Source organism: Streptomyces krungchingensis, from assembly GCF_054729265.1.
Genome location: NZ_JBPUKY010000001.1, coordinates 2,800,972 through 2,817,444 on the forward strand (window position 1 = coordinate 2,800,972; position 16,473 = coordinate 2,817,444).

The following is a 16,473-nucleotide window of genomic DNA, read 5'->3' on the forward strand; positions in this document are numbered from 1 at the left end:
TCGCGCGGATGCGAAGAGGGGGCGCACGTGTCCGAAGACCCGGGCAGTGAACGTGTGATCGCGGGGCGCTACCGTCTGCTGTCGCCCTTGGGCGAGGGCGGCATGGGAACGGTGTGGCGCGCCCGCGACGAGGTGCTGCAGCGCGAGGTGGCGGTGAAGGAGGTCCGTGCCCCGGCCGGACTTCCGGACTCCGAGGTCGAGCGGATGTACGCCCGGCTGGAGCGGGAGGCCTGGGCCGCCGCACGCATCTCGCACCGCAATGTGGTGACGGTGTACGACGTGGCCACCGAGGACGGCCGACCGTGGATCGTCATGGAGCTGGTCCGCGGCCTCGCCCTCTCCGATCTGCTGGACGCGGAGGGCCCGTTGGCCCCGGCACGCGCCGCACACATCGGCGCCGAGGTGCTCGCCGCGCTGCGCGCCGCGCACGAGGCGGGGGTCCTGCACCGCGACGTCAAGCCGGGCAACGTCCTGATCGCGAACGACGGGCGGATCGTCCTCACGGACTTCGGGATCGCCACGGTCGAGGGCAGTTCGGCGCTGACGATGACCGGTGAGGTCATCGGCTCCCCCGAATTCCTCGCTCCGGAGCGGGCGCTGGGCCGCACACCGGGCCCGGAGTCCGACCTGTGGTCGCTCGGCGTCCTGCTCTACGCGGCGGTCGAGGGCAATTCGCCGTTCCGGCAGAACACTCCGCTGAGCACACTGCGGGCGATCGTCGACGAGCCGTTGCCGGCGCCGCGGCGAGCGGGTTCGCTCGGCCCCGTCATCGAGGGCCTGCTGGCCAAGGACCCGGCCGAGCGGATGAACGCGGACCAGGCCGAGCACGACCTGCGCGTCGTCGCGGCGGGCGGCGCGGCGCCGCCCACGCGCCGCAACACGCTGCCCGTCACGCCTCCCGGGCCGACGGGCTCCGACGCGACGACACTCGGCACGTTCGGCCCCGCTCCCCAAGGTCCACCCGGGCCCGGGAGCCCCGGCGTTCCGCTGTCGAGCACCGCGCCCACGACCGCCGCGACGCGGGAACCGGACCGCAACCGCCGCGCGGCCGTGGTCCTGGTCGCGGGCCTGGTCGCGCTGGCGCTGGCCCTCGGAGGGCTGACGTACGCGCTGCTGAACCGGGACGGCGGGGACGGCGACCAGGGCAGTGGCGGCAGCAGCAGCGCCGCTCCGGGCAACGGCGGCGGGAGTTCCGGCGCGAGTGGGACGCACAGCGAGAGCGGCAGCACCGCCTCGACCGGGCCGAGTCCCTCGACGAGCGCTCCCGGCGGCGGCCACGCGACGACCACTCCGCCCGCGCAGTCCGTGCAGGTGACGGTCACAGGTCAGCACACCGACTATGCGGGCGCCTGCCCGCCGCCGGGGGACGGGGCGCCCTCGTTCACGGCGACGTTCACGGTGGGCCGTGTCCCGGTGGACGTCGAGTACCGCTGGGTGACGGAGTCGGGCGAGGTGACGGACCCCGGCTGGAAGACGCTGTCGTTCCCGGCGGGGGGCGGCAGGACCCGGCAGAAGACGGTCGTCGCGACGACGTACGACACGAGCGGGACGTTCCGCAACGAGATCGGCGTGGAGGTGCGGGCACCGGTCCGGGTGACGTCGAATTCGGTCGCGTTCACCATCACCTGTGCGACGGAGACCCCGACGGACGGGGCCTCCGCCTCCGTGTCGCCCTGAGGGTCAGGCCGTTGAGGTGAGGACCGGCAGGTAGCCGCCGGAGTGACCGGACGCGGTCGGGTGGTACGACTCGCCGATGTTCAGCCAGTTCAGGCTGTGCAGCCAGGCGGCGCCGGAGCAGATCTCGTGCCCGGTGAAGGTGCCCCTGACGTCGCCGAAGGTGAAGCCGTGGTCGGCGGCACGCTTGGCGATCGCGCTGTCCAGGTAGTCGGCCGCGCCGTTGATCGCGGCCCGTTCGGTCTCCGAAAGGCCTGTGATGCAGCTGCCGTTGAGCTTGTAGAAGCGGGGGTAGCCCAGGACGACCACATGGGCGGCCGGGGCCTTCGCGCTGATCGCCGAGTAGACGGTGTCGAGGTTGCCGGGGAGCGTCGAGTCGACGTACGCCTTCGCGGTGGCGATCCGCGAGAGGCAGGAGCTCTCCGACTGGAGCACACACGTCGTCATGACGTCGGAGAAGCCGGCGTCGTTGCCGCCGATGCTGATGGTGACCAGGCCCGTGGAGGAGCTGAGCGGGCCCAGCTGATTCGCCGTGACATCACCCGTTCGGGCGCCGGAGCAGGCGGTGAAGTCGAACGACGAGGGTGAATGGGCGGCTGCCCAGAGGTAGGGGTAGGCCTTCGTGCTGCGCTTGCAGTCGCCGCTGGAGCCGATGTAACTGCCCGCGCCGACACCGGAGGAGTAGCTGTCGCCGAGCGCCACGTATCCGGTGGCCGCGGCGGTCGAGGACGCCTGCGCCGTCGCAGCCCCGGTGAGGGCGAAACCGGCGGCGAGGAGGAGCGAGGTCACGTATGCCGTAATTCGGGAACGTCTCATGGAACCTCCCTTTAGCAGGATCTCTGCCACAACTTTGGTAGCAGCTACGCGTGTTGACTGGAAGTGTCCATGCCAAGAATTTTCGGCTCTTACCGTTGTTGCCCGAACTTGTTCACCGGCCTGTTCGTTGCCCTGACGACACCTTTGTGACTGTGCGTCAGATCGCGTCGGCGCACGTCCGGGCGGACAGGACCGCCACCCGGAAGACCGCGGGGCCCAGGAGCCGAGTCGCCGGCGGAGGACCGGGCCACCGGCACAAGGACTCGATCAGCGGCAAGAGCCAGAGCTCGATCGCCGACAGGAGAAACGAACCGGATCCCGGACCCGGCTTCCGAAGATCGTCCCGAACGAGGCGGAGCGAGCCGATTCCGCTTGGCAACTCCGTTGATCTGCAAGGCCGTTGCCCACCGCGAGACAGCGCCTTCGGGTAACGCATGTTCAAAGGAACCCAAGAACCGCCATGGGCGCCTTCCGCATCTTGACGACCCCCCGCCCGCTGCGCGACATTGAAGCCCGGCATCCGGCGCTTCAGGGGGCAAAGTCGCCAATGCAGACCATACGCATCAAGCCACCTTCATCAGGTGAAACAGAGGGGCCACGGCAGCATCCGGGGAGGGACCTGCTGCCATTGCTCGCGGGCGCGGCCACCGTGATCGGCGGCGTCGGCGCGGTCCTCGCGCTCGCCGACGTGGACTCACCGCTGCGCGGCCCGTTCACGCTGTTCTTCCTGCTCGCGGCGCCGTCCGTGGCCATCGCGGCCGCACTGCGCGGACTGGAACCGCTCGGGCGCGCAGTGGCCTCACTGGCCGGCGCGGTCGCCCTCAACATGCTGGTGGCCCAGGGAATGCTGGCCGTGCACCGCTGGTCGGTCCGCGGCGGAATCGCGGCGGTGACCGCGCTCAGTTCCCTCATCCTGCTGCTGGTCCTCGCGCGTCGGCTGCGCCGTCGGACGGCGAACGGAGGCGCCACCTGAATTGATCACGAAATACGCAAACGGATGAGGAAAATCCGTTCGAGTCGTTAGGTAACGGCCAAACCAACAAAAACGTGAGGCCTCGTTCCAGGTCTTGCCATACAGACTCAATCGTCAATACCGTCGTACATCTCACCCGCATCGGTCCATCATCAGCGGCTCTAGGGGAGGGCTCAAGGACCGCGATGGTTCCCGGCGCGGGGCGCGGTTGGGGGGTGCCGTACTCGGTGGCCAGACGTGTGCCGAGTCGTGCCGCGCGACCGGTTCCCGATTCCGGGGCCGGCCAGCTTTGCAAGCTCACGCGGCATGCACGGAGATCCATTTCGTCATGCTCAAGTGAGAACCCCCCTTTCGAACCGGACAAAGAACCGGACCGCCCAGGGGCGGGCGGTCCACCGGACGAGAGGGACCAGACTCATGAGCTCAGTCCTGCGGCCCGCCTTTTCGGGCCAAGATCCGTCAACGTCACACAAGTACCGGCCGATCTCTTCTCACCTGGCCATCGCGCCTCCGGTGAGTGTCGTCATTCCCGCCATGAATGAGGCAGAGAATCTCCCGTACGTCTTCAAGACGCTTCCCGACTGGATACACGAAGTCGTTCTTGTCGACGGCAATTCCACCGACAACACCGTCGAAGTGGCCCGTGACCTGTGGCCCGACGTCAAGGTCGTCGAGCAGCGCGGAAAGGGCAAGGGCGACGCCCTGATCACCGGATTCGAGGCGTGCACCGGCGACATCATCGTGATGGTCGACGCGGACGGCTCGGCGGACGGTCAGGAGATCGTGTCGTACGTGTCCGCGCTGGTGTCCGGAGCCGACTTCGCCAAGGGTTCGCGCTTCGCCAACGGCGGCGGCACCTCCGACATGACACCGATCCGCAAGCTCGGCAACAGAGTCCTGTGCGCGACCGTCAACGCCAAGTTCGGCGCCCGATACACCGACCTCTGCTACGGCTACAACGCGTTCTGGCGGCACTGCCTCGACAAGATCGAGCTGGACTGCACGGGCTTCGAGGTCGAGACCCTGATGAACATCCGGGTGGTCAAGGCCGGTCTCAAGGTGCAGGAGATTCCCAGCCACGAGTACCTCCGCATCCACGGCACGAGCAATCTGCGCGCCGTGCGGGACGGACTCCGGGTGCTCAAGGTGATCCTCAAGGAGCGCTCCAACCGGCGCGCGCTGCGCCGCAGGCCGCACGCCGCCCAGCTCGACTCGGGCCAGGGAGAGATGTCTTGAGCGAGCCGGACATCTCCGTGGTGATCTGCGTCTACACCGAGGACCGCTGGGAGGACATCCTCGCGGCGGTCTCCTCGGTGCGGGCGCAGTCGCTGCCCGCCCTGGAGACGCTCCTCGTCGTGGACCACAACGCCACGCTGCTGGAGCGGCTGACCAGGGAGTACAAGGAGACCGATGCGGTTCGGGTGCTCGCCAACGCGGGCCCCCGCGGTCTGTCCGCGGGCCGCAACACCGGGATCGCCGCCTCACGCGGCGAGATCATCGCCTTCCTCGACGACGACGCCGTGGCCGAGCGGGACTGGCTGCGGCACTTCGCCGAGGGGTACGCGGACCCGCGGGTCATGGCCGTCGGCGGTCGCACGATGCCGATCTGGGCCTCGGGCCGCCGGCCGGCCTGGTTCCCCGAGGAGTTCGACTGGGTGGTCGGCTGCACCTACAAGGGGCTGCCGCCGGGCCTGGTACGCGTCCGCAATGTCCTGGGCGGCAACGCCTCGTTCCGTCGAACGGCGTTCGACGCGGCGGGCGGATTCGCCACCGGCATCGGCCGGGACGGCGACAGACGCCCGCTGGGCTGCGAGGAAACCGAGCTGTGCATCCGGCTCACCCGCGCCCGGCCCGACGCGGTCCTGCTGATCGACGACCGGGCGGTCATCCACCACCGGGTGCCCGAGGTGCGCGAGCACTTCCGGTACTTCCGCACGCGTGCGTACGCCGAGGGCCTGTCCAAGGCGCTCGTCGCGCGAAGTGTCGGCGCCGACAAGGGACTCGAGTCGGAGCGCCGCTACACGACCAAGGTGCTGCCGGCCGGCATCCTGCGCGGGCTGCGCGACGCGGCACTGGCCCGGCCGGGCGGAGCGGGCCGCGCGGGCGCGATCGTCGCCGGGGTTCTCACCGCGGCCGGAGGGTACGTACTCGGGAGCGTCCGGGCGCGCAGGGGCGGAGCCGTGTTCTCGGTGGTCCCGGTGGGCACGGCCGACGGCGGCCGCGGGGACGAGGAGGTGGCGGCGTGAACGAACCGGTGCCGATCCTGATGTACCACTCGATCGCCCACTCCCCCAACGACGCGACCCGCGCCCTGTCCGTCGCGCCCGAGGCGTTCACCGAGCAGATGGCGCTGCTCGGCGACCGGGGCTTCACCCCGGTCGACACGGCGCGGCTGGCCGCCGCCTGGCGGTCGGGCGCCGCACTGCCTGCCCGTCCCGTGCTGATCACCTTCGACGACGGCTACGAGGGCGTGCACCGGCACGCGCTGCCCGTGCTCGCCAAGCACGGCTTCGCCTCCACCCTGTTCGTCTCCACCGGCTGGCTGAGGGGCCCGTACGACACCGGGGGCGGCCTCGACGCCATGCTGGACTGGGACCAGGTGCGCGAACTCGCCGGGGAGCAGGTGGAGATCGGCGGGCACAGCCACACCCACCCGGAGCTGGACCAGATCGCCGACGAGGCGCTCTGGTCCGAGCTGCTGCGCTGCAAGGAGATCATCGCCGACGAACTGGGCGCGCGCCCGGTCTCGTTCGCCTACCCGTACGGCTATTCCAGCCGCCGGGTGCGCCGTACGGTGCGGGAGGCGGGGTTCGCCCAGTCGCTCGCCGTCGGCAATGCCCTCGCGCGCCGCCGCCAGGGCCCGTACGCGCTGCAACGCGTCACCGTGCGCCGCACGACCGGCATCGAGGAGTTCGAGCAGCTGGTCGAAGGCCGTGCGATCACCCGCAACTTCGCCCGGGACCGCGCCCTCACCAAGGGGTACGCCATGGTCCGAAGAGCACGACAGGTCCGCCGGAAGGCCATCCGTTCCCGTGTCTGACACGACGACCACAGCCCAGGCCTCCACGCCCGCCGAGGCACCCGAGCAGCCGCCGGCGCGCCGGTTCCGCCTGCCCGGCCTTAAGGGCAAGGGCGCCGGCGGCGGAAACCAGCTGTTCCGCAACGCCTACGCGCTGATGCTCAACACCGGCATCTCCGCCGTGCTCGGGCTCGGCTACTGGCTGATCGCGGCCCGCTACTACTCCGAGTCGGCGGTCGGCCAGGGCTCCGCCGCCATCGCCGCGATGAAGCTCCTCGCCGGCCTCACCGCGGTGACGCTGACGGGCGCGCTCGCCCGCTTCATCCCGATCGCCGGGCGCAGCACCGGGCGCCTGATCCTGCGTACGTACGCGGGCAGTTCGGTGATCGTGGCGCTGGCCGCCGGGATCTTCCTGCTCACGCTCAACCTGTGGGGCCCGTCGTACCGCTTCCTGCACGGACCGCTCAACGGCCTCGGGTTCGTCCTCGCGGTCGTCGCCTGGTCCCTGCTCACGCTCCAGGACGGTGTGCTGACCGGGCTGCGCAGCGCTCTGTGGGTGCCGGTGGGCAACACCGTGTTCTCCGCGGCCAAGCTGCTGCTGCTCGTCGGTCTCGCCGCCGCGATCCCCACGACGGGCGTCTTCGTCTCCTGGGTCGCCGCGATCGCCCTGTCGGTGGTACCGCTCGGACTGCTGGTGTTCCGGCGGCTGGTGCCCCGCCACGTGAAGGCGACCGAGGACCACGCGAAACCGCCCTCCCTCAAGGAGATCGGCCGGTTCCTGGCCGGGGACTACACGGGCTCCCTGTTCTCGCTCGCCGTGGTCTACCTCGTCCCGGTGATCATCGCGTCGCAGGTCAGCTCCACCGACAACGCCTACTTCTACATCACCACCACGATCGGCGGCACGGTCAACCTGCTGGCGATCAACATGGGCGCCTCGCTGACCGTCGAGGGCTCGCACGACCCGGCACGGCTGGCCGCCAACACCCGGGCCGCCCTCAAGCGCATGGCCCGGATCATGCTGCCGGTGTGCGGGCTGCTGTTCCTCGGCGCTCCGTTCATCCTGCACGTCTTCGGTGAGGGGTACGCACACGCGGCGACCCCGCTGCTGCGCTGGTTCGCCGTCGGCGCGGTGCTGCGGGTCGTGATGGAGACGTACTTCGCGGTCCTGCGCGCGCAGAGCCGCACCGCGGGCCTGGCCTGGCTGCAGGGCCTGTTGTGCGTCCTGGTCCTCGGCCTGACCGTGCTCCTGCTGCCCCGGATGGGTCTGACCGGCGCCGGCGTCGCGGAGATCTCCAGCCTCGCGGTGATCGTCATGATCGCCTCCCCCAGGCTGTACCGGATCGTGCGCACCGCGCCGCCCGCCGAACTGCCCGCGGACGCGGCGCCGGACGGCGACCTCGCCGACCTGGGGGCCGGCGAGGCTCCCGCCGCCAAGCCCCGCGAGGGGCGGCACGGACCCGCGTGGGCGCTGGACTCGGACACCCTCGCCCTGGGCGTCCACGTCGACTTCGACCACCAGGAGCGCAGGCCGGACGTACGGCCGGGCCCGGGCACCCCGCCCACCGGGACGCCCAAGGCCCGGCCGGAGCACCGCCCGACCTGGGCGCTGCGGGTGCAGCCCGGCCCCTCGGTCGGGCTGCCCGTCGAGGCGCGCGAGCCGGGTTCCGAGGCGTCGCTGGGTCCTGCGGAGGCACCCGAGGTCGACGCGCCGTTCGAGACGGACGGCACGGACGGCGTCGTCGCGCCGGCACGCAAGCCGGTGCCGAACGTCTCCGCCGCCGCGGCGCGGCCGGACGCGGACCCGCCCCAGCCGCCGGACGACGCCCTGCCGTCGCTGCGCGAACGGCTGCGGCACCCGTCCCGGCCAGGTGTGGTCCTCGGCTGCCTGCTGATCTCGGCGCTGCTGCTGTACTGGGTCCCGGCGCTCGCCCTGGACGACCGCTCCCTCGACGAGATGGGCGGCCTGGGCCTCATCTCCGTACTGCCGCTCCCGACCCTGGTCGGGGCCGCCCTGCTGATCGTCGTCTTCGCGTCGCTGCTGTGGACCGCCCGCGAGCACCGCGGACTGCTGTGCGTCACGCTGCTCGCCACCGTGGTGTCGCTGCACGCGCTGCCCGCGGTGATCGAGACCGAGCCGCGGTTCGCGACGGCGTGGCAGCACCTCGGCTTCCTCGACTACATCGACCGGACCGGGTCCGCGGTGCCCGACCTGGACGCCCGCTGGAGCTGGCCGGGCTTCTTCGCGGTGGCCGCGTTCGTCGCGAAGGCGTGCGGGGTCAGCGACCTCACCGAGGTCATCCGCTGGTGGCCGATGACCGTCCAACTGCTCTACCTGGCCCCGATGTTCCTGCTGGTGCGCTCCCTGCGGGCCGGCTGGCGCGCCAAGTGGACCGGCATCTGGATCTTCGCGCTCAGCGGCTGGGTCGGCCAGGACTACTTCTCACCGCAGGGCTTCACCTATCTGCTCTACCTCGTCTTCGTGGCCATCCTGCTCGTGTGGTTCCGGGCCCCCCGGGTGCTGTGGACGAAGGCGCGTCCCGGCGAGGCGGAGGTCGAGCCGACGAACCGCCGCCAGCAGGCCGTGCTCCTCATGGTCCTGACGGGGCTGTTCGCGGCGACCGTGCCCGCGCACCAGCTGACCCCGTTCGTGATGCTGGGCGTCCTCGCGGTCCTCGTGCTCATCGGCCGCTGCGAACTGCGCGGCCTGCCCATCCTGTTCGCCGTGCTGGTCGCGGTCTGGCTGAGCTTCATGGCCGAGCCCTATTGGTCGGGGCACTTCGACGATCTGTTCGGCGGCGTCGGCGGCGTGGGCAGCAATGTGTCGACGTCGGTCTCCGGGCGCATCCAGGGCGGCAGTTCCTCGCACAAGCTCGTCCTGTACACCCGCGTCCTGCTCGCGGGCGGCGTGATGGCCTTCGCCTGCTGGGGCTGGTGGCGGCGGCGCGACCACAAATACCGCGAGCGGTCCCTGCTCGTCCTCACCTTCGTGCCGTTCCTCGGCTTCGGCATGCAGTCGTACGGCGGCGAGATGGCCCTGCGGGTCTTCATGTTCGCGCTGCCGGGCGCGGCCCTGCTGGCCGGACTCGCGTTCTTCCCCCGTACGGGCGTCACCGCTAAGGAGCGCGAGCGGGACCGAGTGAGCCTCGCACCGGTCGCCGCCCTGATGGCGGGACTGCTGCTCATGGGCGGCTTCCTGGTGGCCCGTTGGGGCAACGAGCCCTTCGAGCGGATCAGGTCGGGCGAGGTCGCGGCCATGAACTACGTGTACGAGCACGACGATCCGACGGTACGGCTGCTGTGGCTGAGCAACGACACGGTCGACAACGTGACGCCGGCGATGCCGTGGGGCGCGAAGGACATGGAGAAGGTGCAGTACGTGCCCACGCTGGCGCCCGCCGACCCGGTGCTGGTCTCCGGGCTCGTGAAGGCCCTCAAGGACGCGGGCCCGAACTCGTACCTGATGATCAACCGCAGTCAGGTGGTCTACCTCGAACTGGACGTGGGCTATTCGGCGACATGGGAGTCGCGGCTGATCACCAACCTCGACGACCGCCAGGAGCTGAAGAAGGTCCTGGCCAACGACGACGTCACCATGTACGCGCTGCGCAAACAGCCCTCGGGCAAGGTCGAGAAGGCCGATCCCGGACCGATCGGGCCGCAGATCACCTGGACGCCGTGGTCGGTCGTGGGCGGCCTGGCGGCGGTCGCGCTCATCGTGCTGCTGGCCGCCCGGGAGGTCGTCCGTGTCGCGGCACGGCCGAGCGTGCGGCAACTGCGGTGGCTGCAGAGCAGTTTCTGGTTCTCGCTGCCGCTGCTCGCGGTGCTGCTGGCCTCGATGGTGCAGCGGTTCCTGACCATGAAGTAGCGCCCGTACCGAGGACGAGGGGGCTCGCGCGGTTCTCCGCGCGAGCCCCCTCGCCCGTGCGGGTCAGCGCGGCGGCGCCTGCACCGCGTACGGGGCTCAGCACGTCGGCGCCCGCACCTCGTACCGGTTCAGCACGGCAACGCTTGCACCACGTACCGGCGGCTCAGCGCACCACGTACCGGCGGCTCAGCGCACCACGTACCGGGGGCTCGGCACGTCGGCGCCCGCACCGCTTACCCGGGGGCTCAGCGCGTCAGCCACTTCACCTCGTACGCGCCCATCTCGAACCGTTTGCCGTCGACCTTCGCGCTGATCGAGCGGTCGAGCGTGTTGACCACGAGCACGGTCCTGGCGGTGGCGAGGACACGGACGTTGGGCACGTCGTCCGCGGCGACGGACACGGACCTGTACGCCGTGCCCGGTGCGAACTCCTTGCCGAAGCGGGTCACCAGGTCGTACATGGGGAGCTTCCCGCCGCCGGCGGCGGTGTCCGTCGGTGTCCACAGGCAGCCCGGACAGTCGGTGCCCTTCTCGTCCTCCGGGTTCCAGTAGAAGCCGGACGACGCGCCGCCCTTGACCATCGCGATCATGCCGGCGGCCTGGACCGCCACCCGGTGGGTCTCGGACCAGCCGTTGCGCTCGTCCTTGCCGTCGGCCGGTTCGACGTAGTACTCGGCCCACCACAGCGGCAGGTCGTGGGTGCGCGCCCGTACCCACTCCCCCACCGCGGTGAGTTTGTCGGTGGCCGCGAACTCGTCGGGCAGCATCTCGTCGTCATTGGTGTAGCTGGAACCGTCGACGACGACGAAATCCGCTCCCGCCTTGTTCTTGTTCCAGTAGTCGAAGGCGTCGAGGACCCGCTGGTCCATGGCTCCCCAGGTGCCCTTCACCGTCGTGGACGCGCCGTCCTCCTGCCGCGGGTCGAGACTGTCCATGACCAGGTAGGGCCCGCCGACCATGATGTCCTTGTCGACCTTCTTCAGCGCCTTGTAGACGAGGTTGTAGAGCTCGGTGTAGCCCTCGTAGTCCCAGCGGCCCTCGCCGTTGTTCCAGAAGCCCTTGAACTCGTTCCAGACGATGAAGTGGCGTACGTCCGGATAGCGCTTGGCGACGGTCGCGGCGAGCGCGGCGAAGTCCTTGTAGTGGGACCGCTCCGGGGCCGTCTCCAGGGAGGACTGGCTCCAGTCGGTGTTGCCGGCGCCCGCCTTGCCGCCCTTCATCCAGTCCGGTGCGCAGCACAGGGTGACGACCGGGGTGCCGCCCGTCTTGCGGACGAAGTCGATGCGCCGGTCCATCGCGGAGAAGTCGTAACGCCCCTTGGACGGCTCGGGATTGTCCGCGCCCCAGCCCATGATGTGCTGGTTCTGCGGCACCGACTGCTTCTCCAGCAGCCCCTCGGCCCGCTCGACGGCCGCGTCGCTGCCCTCGTCGGCACTGAACTGGGTGTGCGTGAAGCCCCAGCCCACGTCCGGCCGCGGCGATCCGGGCGGCGTGACGGGCGTGCCGTGCACCTTGTCCCCGTCGCGGGTGGTGCCGGCCGTGCTCCCGCCGTCCCCCGGAAGCGTGTTGAGCAGGGTCACCACCAGGGCCAGAGCGGCCACACCGACGCCGAGCAGCGCGGTGAGCCGCCACCGCCGTGCCCCCGAATTCCACCCATGACGTCCCATCATGGGCAACAGTAACCGCGGGCCTCCGCCGTCGGACAGATCCCGTGAGTGCACAGCCCTGTAACAGGATGGAAGGGACACACCGGAAGCACCGGACCTCGGGTGACACGCGCGGCGCACTACGGAAACCGGGTGCATGCGAAGCCCGCGTGACGGATCATGGCGGCATGTCTGCCAACCCGCACGACGCTCTGCCGATCCGGCTCAACGTCGACGACAGCGACTCACCGTCGGACGTCGTCGACGCGCTGTTCCTCGGCCGCTTCGCGACGGGCGAGCAGCCGCACTCGCACGCGGCGAACATCGACCGCGTACGGTCCGGGGCGACCCTGCTCCCGCCGGGCGCCCGCGTACTGCGCTCCGCGCGTGACGACGACCGCAGCGCGACCCTCGCCGAGGGCGACGGCTGGACCCTCCTGGTCTCCCGCTGGAACCGCGGCGCCGACGTGACCGTGACCGCCACCAGCGCGGAGCTGGCCGAGAAGGTGCTCGGCCAGGCGACGGACGGCGCCACGGACGAACCCGAGCCGCAGCCGGAGAACGTGACGATGGGGTTCTGGTACGTGTCGCCGCGTCGCGGCCCGTACCGCACGACGCGTCAGATCTCGGCCGGTACGTGGGAGGAGGTCCGCGCCAACTACACCGAGCCGGTGGCCGACGCGATGGACCGCCTGATGAAGACGACCCCCGAGGACATCGCCGGCCGGCTGCTGCTCCTGCACGGCCCGCCCGGCACCGGCAAGACCTCGGCGCTGCGCACACTGGCCCGCTCGTGGCGTGACTGGTGCCAGGTCGACTGCGTCCTCGACCCCGAGCGGCTCTTCTCCGACGTCGGCTATCTGATGGACATCGCGATCGGCGAGGAGGACTCCACGGGCAAGGGCCGCTGGCGGCTGCTCCTGCTGGAGGACTGCGACGAACTGATCCGCGGCGAGGCGAAGCACACGGCGGGCCAGGCGCTGTCCCGTCTGCTCAACCTCACGGACGGGCTGCTCGGCCAGGGCCGCAACGTCCTCGTGGGCGTCACGACGAACGAGGACCTGGAACGTCTGCACCCCGCCGTGGTCCGTCCCGGCCGCTGCCTCGCCCGTATCGAGGTAGGGCCGCTGACCCGCTCCGAGGCCGTCGGCTGGCTCGGCACGGAGGAGGGCGTCCCGCGCGACGGCGCGACCCTCGCGGAGCTGTACGCGCTGCGCCGGGGCACCAGCCCGACGTCGGTGCCGGACCAGCGCGACGGCGCGGACGCGGGGCTGTACCTGTAGGCCGACGCCGGGTGCGGTGCGTACCTGGAGGCCGCACCCGGGTGGTGCGTACCGCGCCCGGGTGGGGCGGACGGTCCGGTGCTTTCATGGAGGCATGACCCTGTACGTCGGCACGTCGGGGTGGCAGTACAAGGACTGGCGCGGCGTCCTCTACCCGGACGGACTGCCCCTGCGGCTCTGGCTGGAGGAGTACGCGGCGCGCTTCGCGACGGTCGAGATCAACAACGCGTTCTACCGGCTGCCGTCGCGCGAGACGTTCGAGAGCTGGCGCGAGCGCACTCCTGACGGCTTCGTCGTGGCCGTCAAGGCGAGCCGCTATCTGACCCACATCAAGCGGCTGCGCGACCCGGAGGAGCCGGTGCACCGGCTGATGGAGCACGCCGCAGGACTCGGCGACCGTCTCGGACCGGTCCTGCTCCAGCTGCCGCCCACGCTGCACGCCGACCCCGGGCTCCTCGACGACTGCCTCGCCCGCTTCCCGTCGGGCACGCGGATCGCCGTGGAACCGCGTCACGACTCGTGGTGGACGCCCCGGGTGCGCGAGGTCCTGGAGGCGCGGGGCGCGGCGCTGTGCTGGGCCGACGTGCTGGCCCGGCCGGTGACCCCGCTGTGGCGGACCGCCGCGTGGGGCTATGTCCGCTTCCACGAGGGACGCGCCCGGCAGTGGCCGCGCTACGGCCGGCGGTCCCTGGCCTCGTGGGCGGGGCGCATCGCGGACGCCTGGCCCGAGGGGCACGAGGTGTACGCGTACTTCAACAACGATCCGAACGGGGCGGCGGTCCACGACGCGGTCGCCTTCGCCCGCGTGGCACGCGCGGCGGGTCTGACCGTCACGCGGACTCCGTAGCGCCGCCCGTCGGCGGACCGGGGCCGCGGCCCTCCGGACCCGGCCACGTGCCGCCCTCCGGACCCGGCCGCGCGCCGCCCTCCGGACCCGGCCACGTGCCGCCCTCCGGACCCGGCCACGTGCCGCCCTCCGGACCCGGCCGCGTGTCGTCCGTCGGCCCCGGCCGCGGTCCCCGTGGACCCGGCGCGAGGGCGTCACGGGGCAGGGCCCACGGCCCTTGCGCTTGTGCTTGCGTCCGGGACCGCAGCCGCCGGCGAGGTCGGCGCCAGGAGGTGCCGTCCGGCTCACCTGAGGGCTGTCCCGTGATCCCCGGTGGATCGGCTGATCCCCGGTGGATCGGCACGCGGCGTCGGATGCGGTGCATCGCAAGGCGGAGGGCCGTCCCCGTACCGGACGTATCCGGGCGACCCTCCAACGCGGCGAGGTGCCGTAGCGGTCGTCGTGCGCCCGCCGGGGATCACGGGACAGCCCTCAGGCGCCGTACGCCGCCCGCAGGGCGTCCCGTGCGGCGTCGAGGGCCGCCGCCTCGCTCAGCCCGAGACGGCGCACGCGTTCGGCGTACCCCTGGGCCGCGGTGGCGGCCTCGCGCGAGGCGGCGTCGCCCGCGGCGGCCACGAACGTGCCGTTGCGGCCCCGCGTCTCGATCACCCCGTCCGCCTCCAGGGCCCGGTACGCCTTGGCGACGGTGTTGGCGGCCAGGCCGAGCGACTCGGCGAGCCCCCGCACCGTGGGCAGTTTGTAGCCGACCGGCAGCGCACCGGAACGGGCCTGCTCGGAGATCTGGGCGCGCACCTGTTCGTAAGGAGCGGCCCCCTCATGAATGTGGATCTTCAAAGTCACGCAGCGATTGTCCCGTACGCGCCCGAAAATGAGAGGCATCCGCCGTGACGCACGCGTAGCGTGCGGCCCCATGACAGTGATCGTCCGTGAGCTGCTCCTCGGAGACCCTGCGGACGCCGAGGGCTTCGCCCGCATCCGTCACCTGGCGCTCCCCTTCATGCTCTTCACGCCCGAGTCCATCGCCCATGACGTGGAGCACGCTCATCCGGACTCCCACTACCGGCTGTTGCTGGCCGAGGAGGACGGCGAACTGATCGGCACCGCGCAGGTGGGCATGGTGTACGACAGCCCCGAGCCGGGTCAGGGCTCCCTCACCGTGTACGTGCACCCGGAGCGGACCGGACGCGGCGCGGGCGCGCTGCTGGTGAGCACCGCCGAGGAGCGGCTCGGCGCCCTGGGTGCGAAGAAGCTGCACACATGGGTGCTCGACAGGCCCGCGGACCGCGCGTTCGCCGAGAAGCGCGGCTACCGCGCCGGCCGCTCCGCGCACTTCCTCCGCTTCGATCTGGCGAACACCCCCCTGCCGCCGCTCCAGGAGACGCCCGCGGGCGTCGAACTGCGCACCGCCGCCGACTTCGCGGACGACCCACGCGTTCTGTTCGAGCTGGACGCGGAGACGCTGCTGGACGAACCGAGTGATCTCGACCGCGAGTTCACGGACTATGAAGCATGGCTGAAGGAGACCTGGCACCACCCGCTCCTCAGCCATGAGCTGACGTCGGTGGCCGTGGTCGACGGCCGGCCCGCCGCGTTCAGTGCGGCCCGCACCGACGGCGGCACGCGCTACGGCACGGTGATGACGGGCACCGCCCGCGCCTTCCGTGGCCGCGGCCTGGCCAAGCTCGCGAAGAACCACTCCCTGCACCGCGCCCGCGCCGCCGGCTTCACACAGGCCTTCACGGGCAACGACTCGGGGAACGGCCCGATGCTCGCGATCAACCAATGGCTGGGCTACAAGATCTGCGCGACGGAGGTGACGTATGCCCGCGAACTCGTCCGATGAGCGGCGATCGTTGAGGGTCGTGCTCGTCAAGTACGGGCGTACGAAGATCAGTTACCCGGCCGAGCTGCTGCGGGACGACGGCAACCGGGTGACCGTGCGCGCTCCCTGGGCGGGCGACGACGCCCGCGACTTCGGCTTCGTGCGGTTCGAGCGGGGCGATGTCTTCACCGAGCACTACTGGCGGGACCGCTGGTACTCGGTGAAGGAGGTCCGCGACGCCGAGGGCGTGCTCAAGGGCTGGTACTGCGACATCACGCGCCCGGCGACGGTCTCCGGCGACGAACTGATCGTCGAGGACCTCGACCTCGACCTGTGGCGCTCGGCCGACGGCAGGACCGTACTGCGCCTGGACGAGGACGAGTTCGCGGCCAGCGGTCTGGCGACCACCGATCCGGGGGCCGCCACCGCCGCGGAGCACGCCCTGGACGAGCTCGAGCTCCTGGCGCGCGAAGGTGACTTCGAGTCCCTGCTGGCGTAGGGGGTGCCGTTCGGGTCGGCTCGGGT

13 protein-coding genes are annotated in these 16,473 nt (G+C 71.1%); 10 read left to right on the top strand and 3 right to left on the bottom strand.

All coding sequences use genetic code 11. The features are described from left to right. The first annotated feature begins 27 nt into the window (after positions 1–27). Positions 28–1,677 carry a serine/threonine-protein kinase gene (locus tag ACSYGO_RS12510; protein WP_432188183.1) on the top strand — a complete coding sequence of 550 codons (1,650 nt, stop codon included), beginning with the start codon at positions 28–30 and terminating at the stop codon, positions 1,675–1,677. A 3-nt stretch (positions 1,678–1,680) separates the two neighbouring features. Here the strand turns inward: ACSYGO_RS12510 and ACSYGO_RS12515 are convergent, their stop codons facing one another. After that, positions 1,681–2,490 (bottom strand): SGNH/GDSL hydrolase family protein, encoded by an 810-nt coding sequence (locus tag ACSYGO_RS12515; RefSeq protein ID WP_426680284.1) that lies wholly within the window; start codon positions 2,488–2,490, stop codon positions 1,681–1,683. A 628-nt stretch (positions 2,491–3,118) separates the two neighbouring features. Between ACSYGO_RS12515 and ACSYGO_RS12520 the strand changes: the two genes are divergently transcribed. From ACSYGO_RS12520 to ACSYGO_RS12540, 5 genes are all read left to right on the top strand, one after another. Beyond that, positions 3,119–3,463, top strand: a complete 345-nt coding sequence (locus tag ACSYGO_RS12520) for a hypothetical protein (protein WP_426680285.1) — start codon at positions 3,119–3,121, stop codon at positions 3,461–3,463. A 417-nt stretch (positions 3,464–3,880) separates the two neighbouring features. Continuing rightward, complete coding sequence (locus tag ACSYGO_RS12525; RefSeq protein ID WP_426680286.1) at positions 3,881–4,699, top strand: glycosyltransferase family 2 protein; 819 nt, start codon at positions 3,881–3,883, stop codon at positions 4,697–4,699. Then, the gene (locus tag ACSYGO_RS12530) at positions 4,696–5,709 is read left to right on the top strand and encodes a glycosyltransferase family 2 protein (RefSeq protein WP_435222175.1); all 1,014 of its coding nucleotides are present in this window, start codon (positions 4,696–4,698) and stop codon (positions 5,707–5,709) included. The genes ACSYGO_RS12525 and ACSYGO_RS12530 overlap by 4 nt, the downstream gene beginning before the upstream one ends. 20 nt (positions 5,710–5,729) lie before the next feature. Next, positions 5,730–6,503 carry a polysaccharide deacetylase family protein gene (locus ACSYGO_RS12535; protein ID WP_432175487.1) on the top strand — a complete coding sequence of 258 codons (774 nt, stop codon included), beginning with the start codon at positions 5,730–5,732 and terminating at the stop codon, positions 6,501–6,503. Beyond that, positions 6,496–10,350: a lipopolysaccharide biosynthesis protein gene (locus ACSYGO_RS12540; RefSeq protein WP_460386687.1), complete on the top strand. Its 3,855-nt coding sequence runs from the start codon at positions 6,496–6,498 to the stop codon at positions 10,348–10,350. Before ACSYGO_RS12535 ends, ACSYGO_RS12540 begins: the two co-directional genes overlap by 8 nt. 245 nt (positions 10,351–10,595) lie before the next feature. Here ACSYGO_RS12540 and ACSYGO_RS12545 read toward each other — a convergent pair whose 3' ends face one another. Next, positions 10,596–12,017 (bottom strand): GH39 family glycosyl hydrolase, encoded by a 1,422-nt coding sequence (locus ACSYGO_RS12545; RefSeq protein ID WP_432188218.1) that lies wholly within the window; start codon positions 12,015–12,017, stop codon positions 10,596–10,598. A 167-nt stretch (positions 12,018–12,184) separates the two neighbouring features. On the opposite strand from ACSYGO_RS12545, the gene ACSYGO_RS12550 reads away from it, so the two are divergent. Then, positions 12,185–13,279, top strand: coding sequence for a DUF5925 domain-containing protein (locus ACSYGO_RS12550; protein ID WP_426680289.1), 1,095 nt, complete (start codon positions 12,185–12,187; stop codon positions 13,277–13,279). A 94-nt stretch (positions 13,280–13,373) separates the two neighbouring features. Continuing rightward, positions 13,374–14,126: a DUF72 domain-containing protein gene (locus ACSYGO_RS12555; RefSeq protein WP_435222179.1), complete on the top strand. Its 753-nt coding sequence runs from the start codon at positions 13,374–13,376 to the stop codon at positions 14,124–14,126. 471 nt (positions 14,127–14,597) lie between these two features. On the opposite strand, the gene ACSYGO_RS12560 is transcribed toward ACSYGO_RS12555, so the two are convergent. Next, positions 14,598–14,966, bottom strand: coding sequence for a GntR family transcriptional regulator (locus tag ACSYGO_RS12560; protein ID WP_179332355.1), 369 nt, complete (start codon positions 14,964–14,966; stop codon positions 14,598–14,600). 70 nt (positions 14,967–15,036) lie between these two features. Here ACSYGO_RS12560 and ACSYGO_RS12565 point away from each other — a divergent pair, with 70 nt between their 5' ends. Further along, entirely contained in the window at positions 15,037–15,969 is a 933-nt protein-coding gene (locus ACSYGO_RS12565; protein ID WP_460386688.1) for a GNAT family N-acetyltransferase, read from the top strand. Then, on the top strand, positions 15,947–16,447 hold the full coding sequence (locus ACSYGO_RS12570; protein WP_435222184.1) for a ribonuclease FAU-1 family protein: 501 nt from the start codon (positions 15,947–15,949) through the stop codon (positions 16,445–16,447). Before ACSYGO_RS12565 ends, ACSYGO_RS12570 begins: the two co-directional genes overlap by 23 nt. Positions 16,448–16,473: the final 26 nt, after the last annotated feature.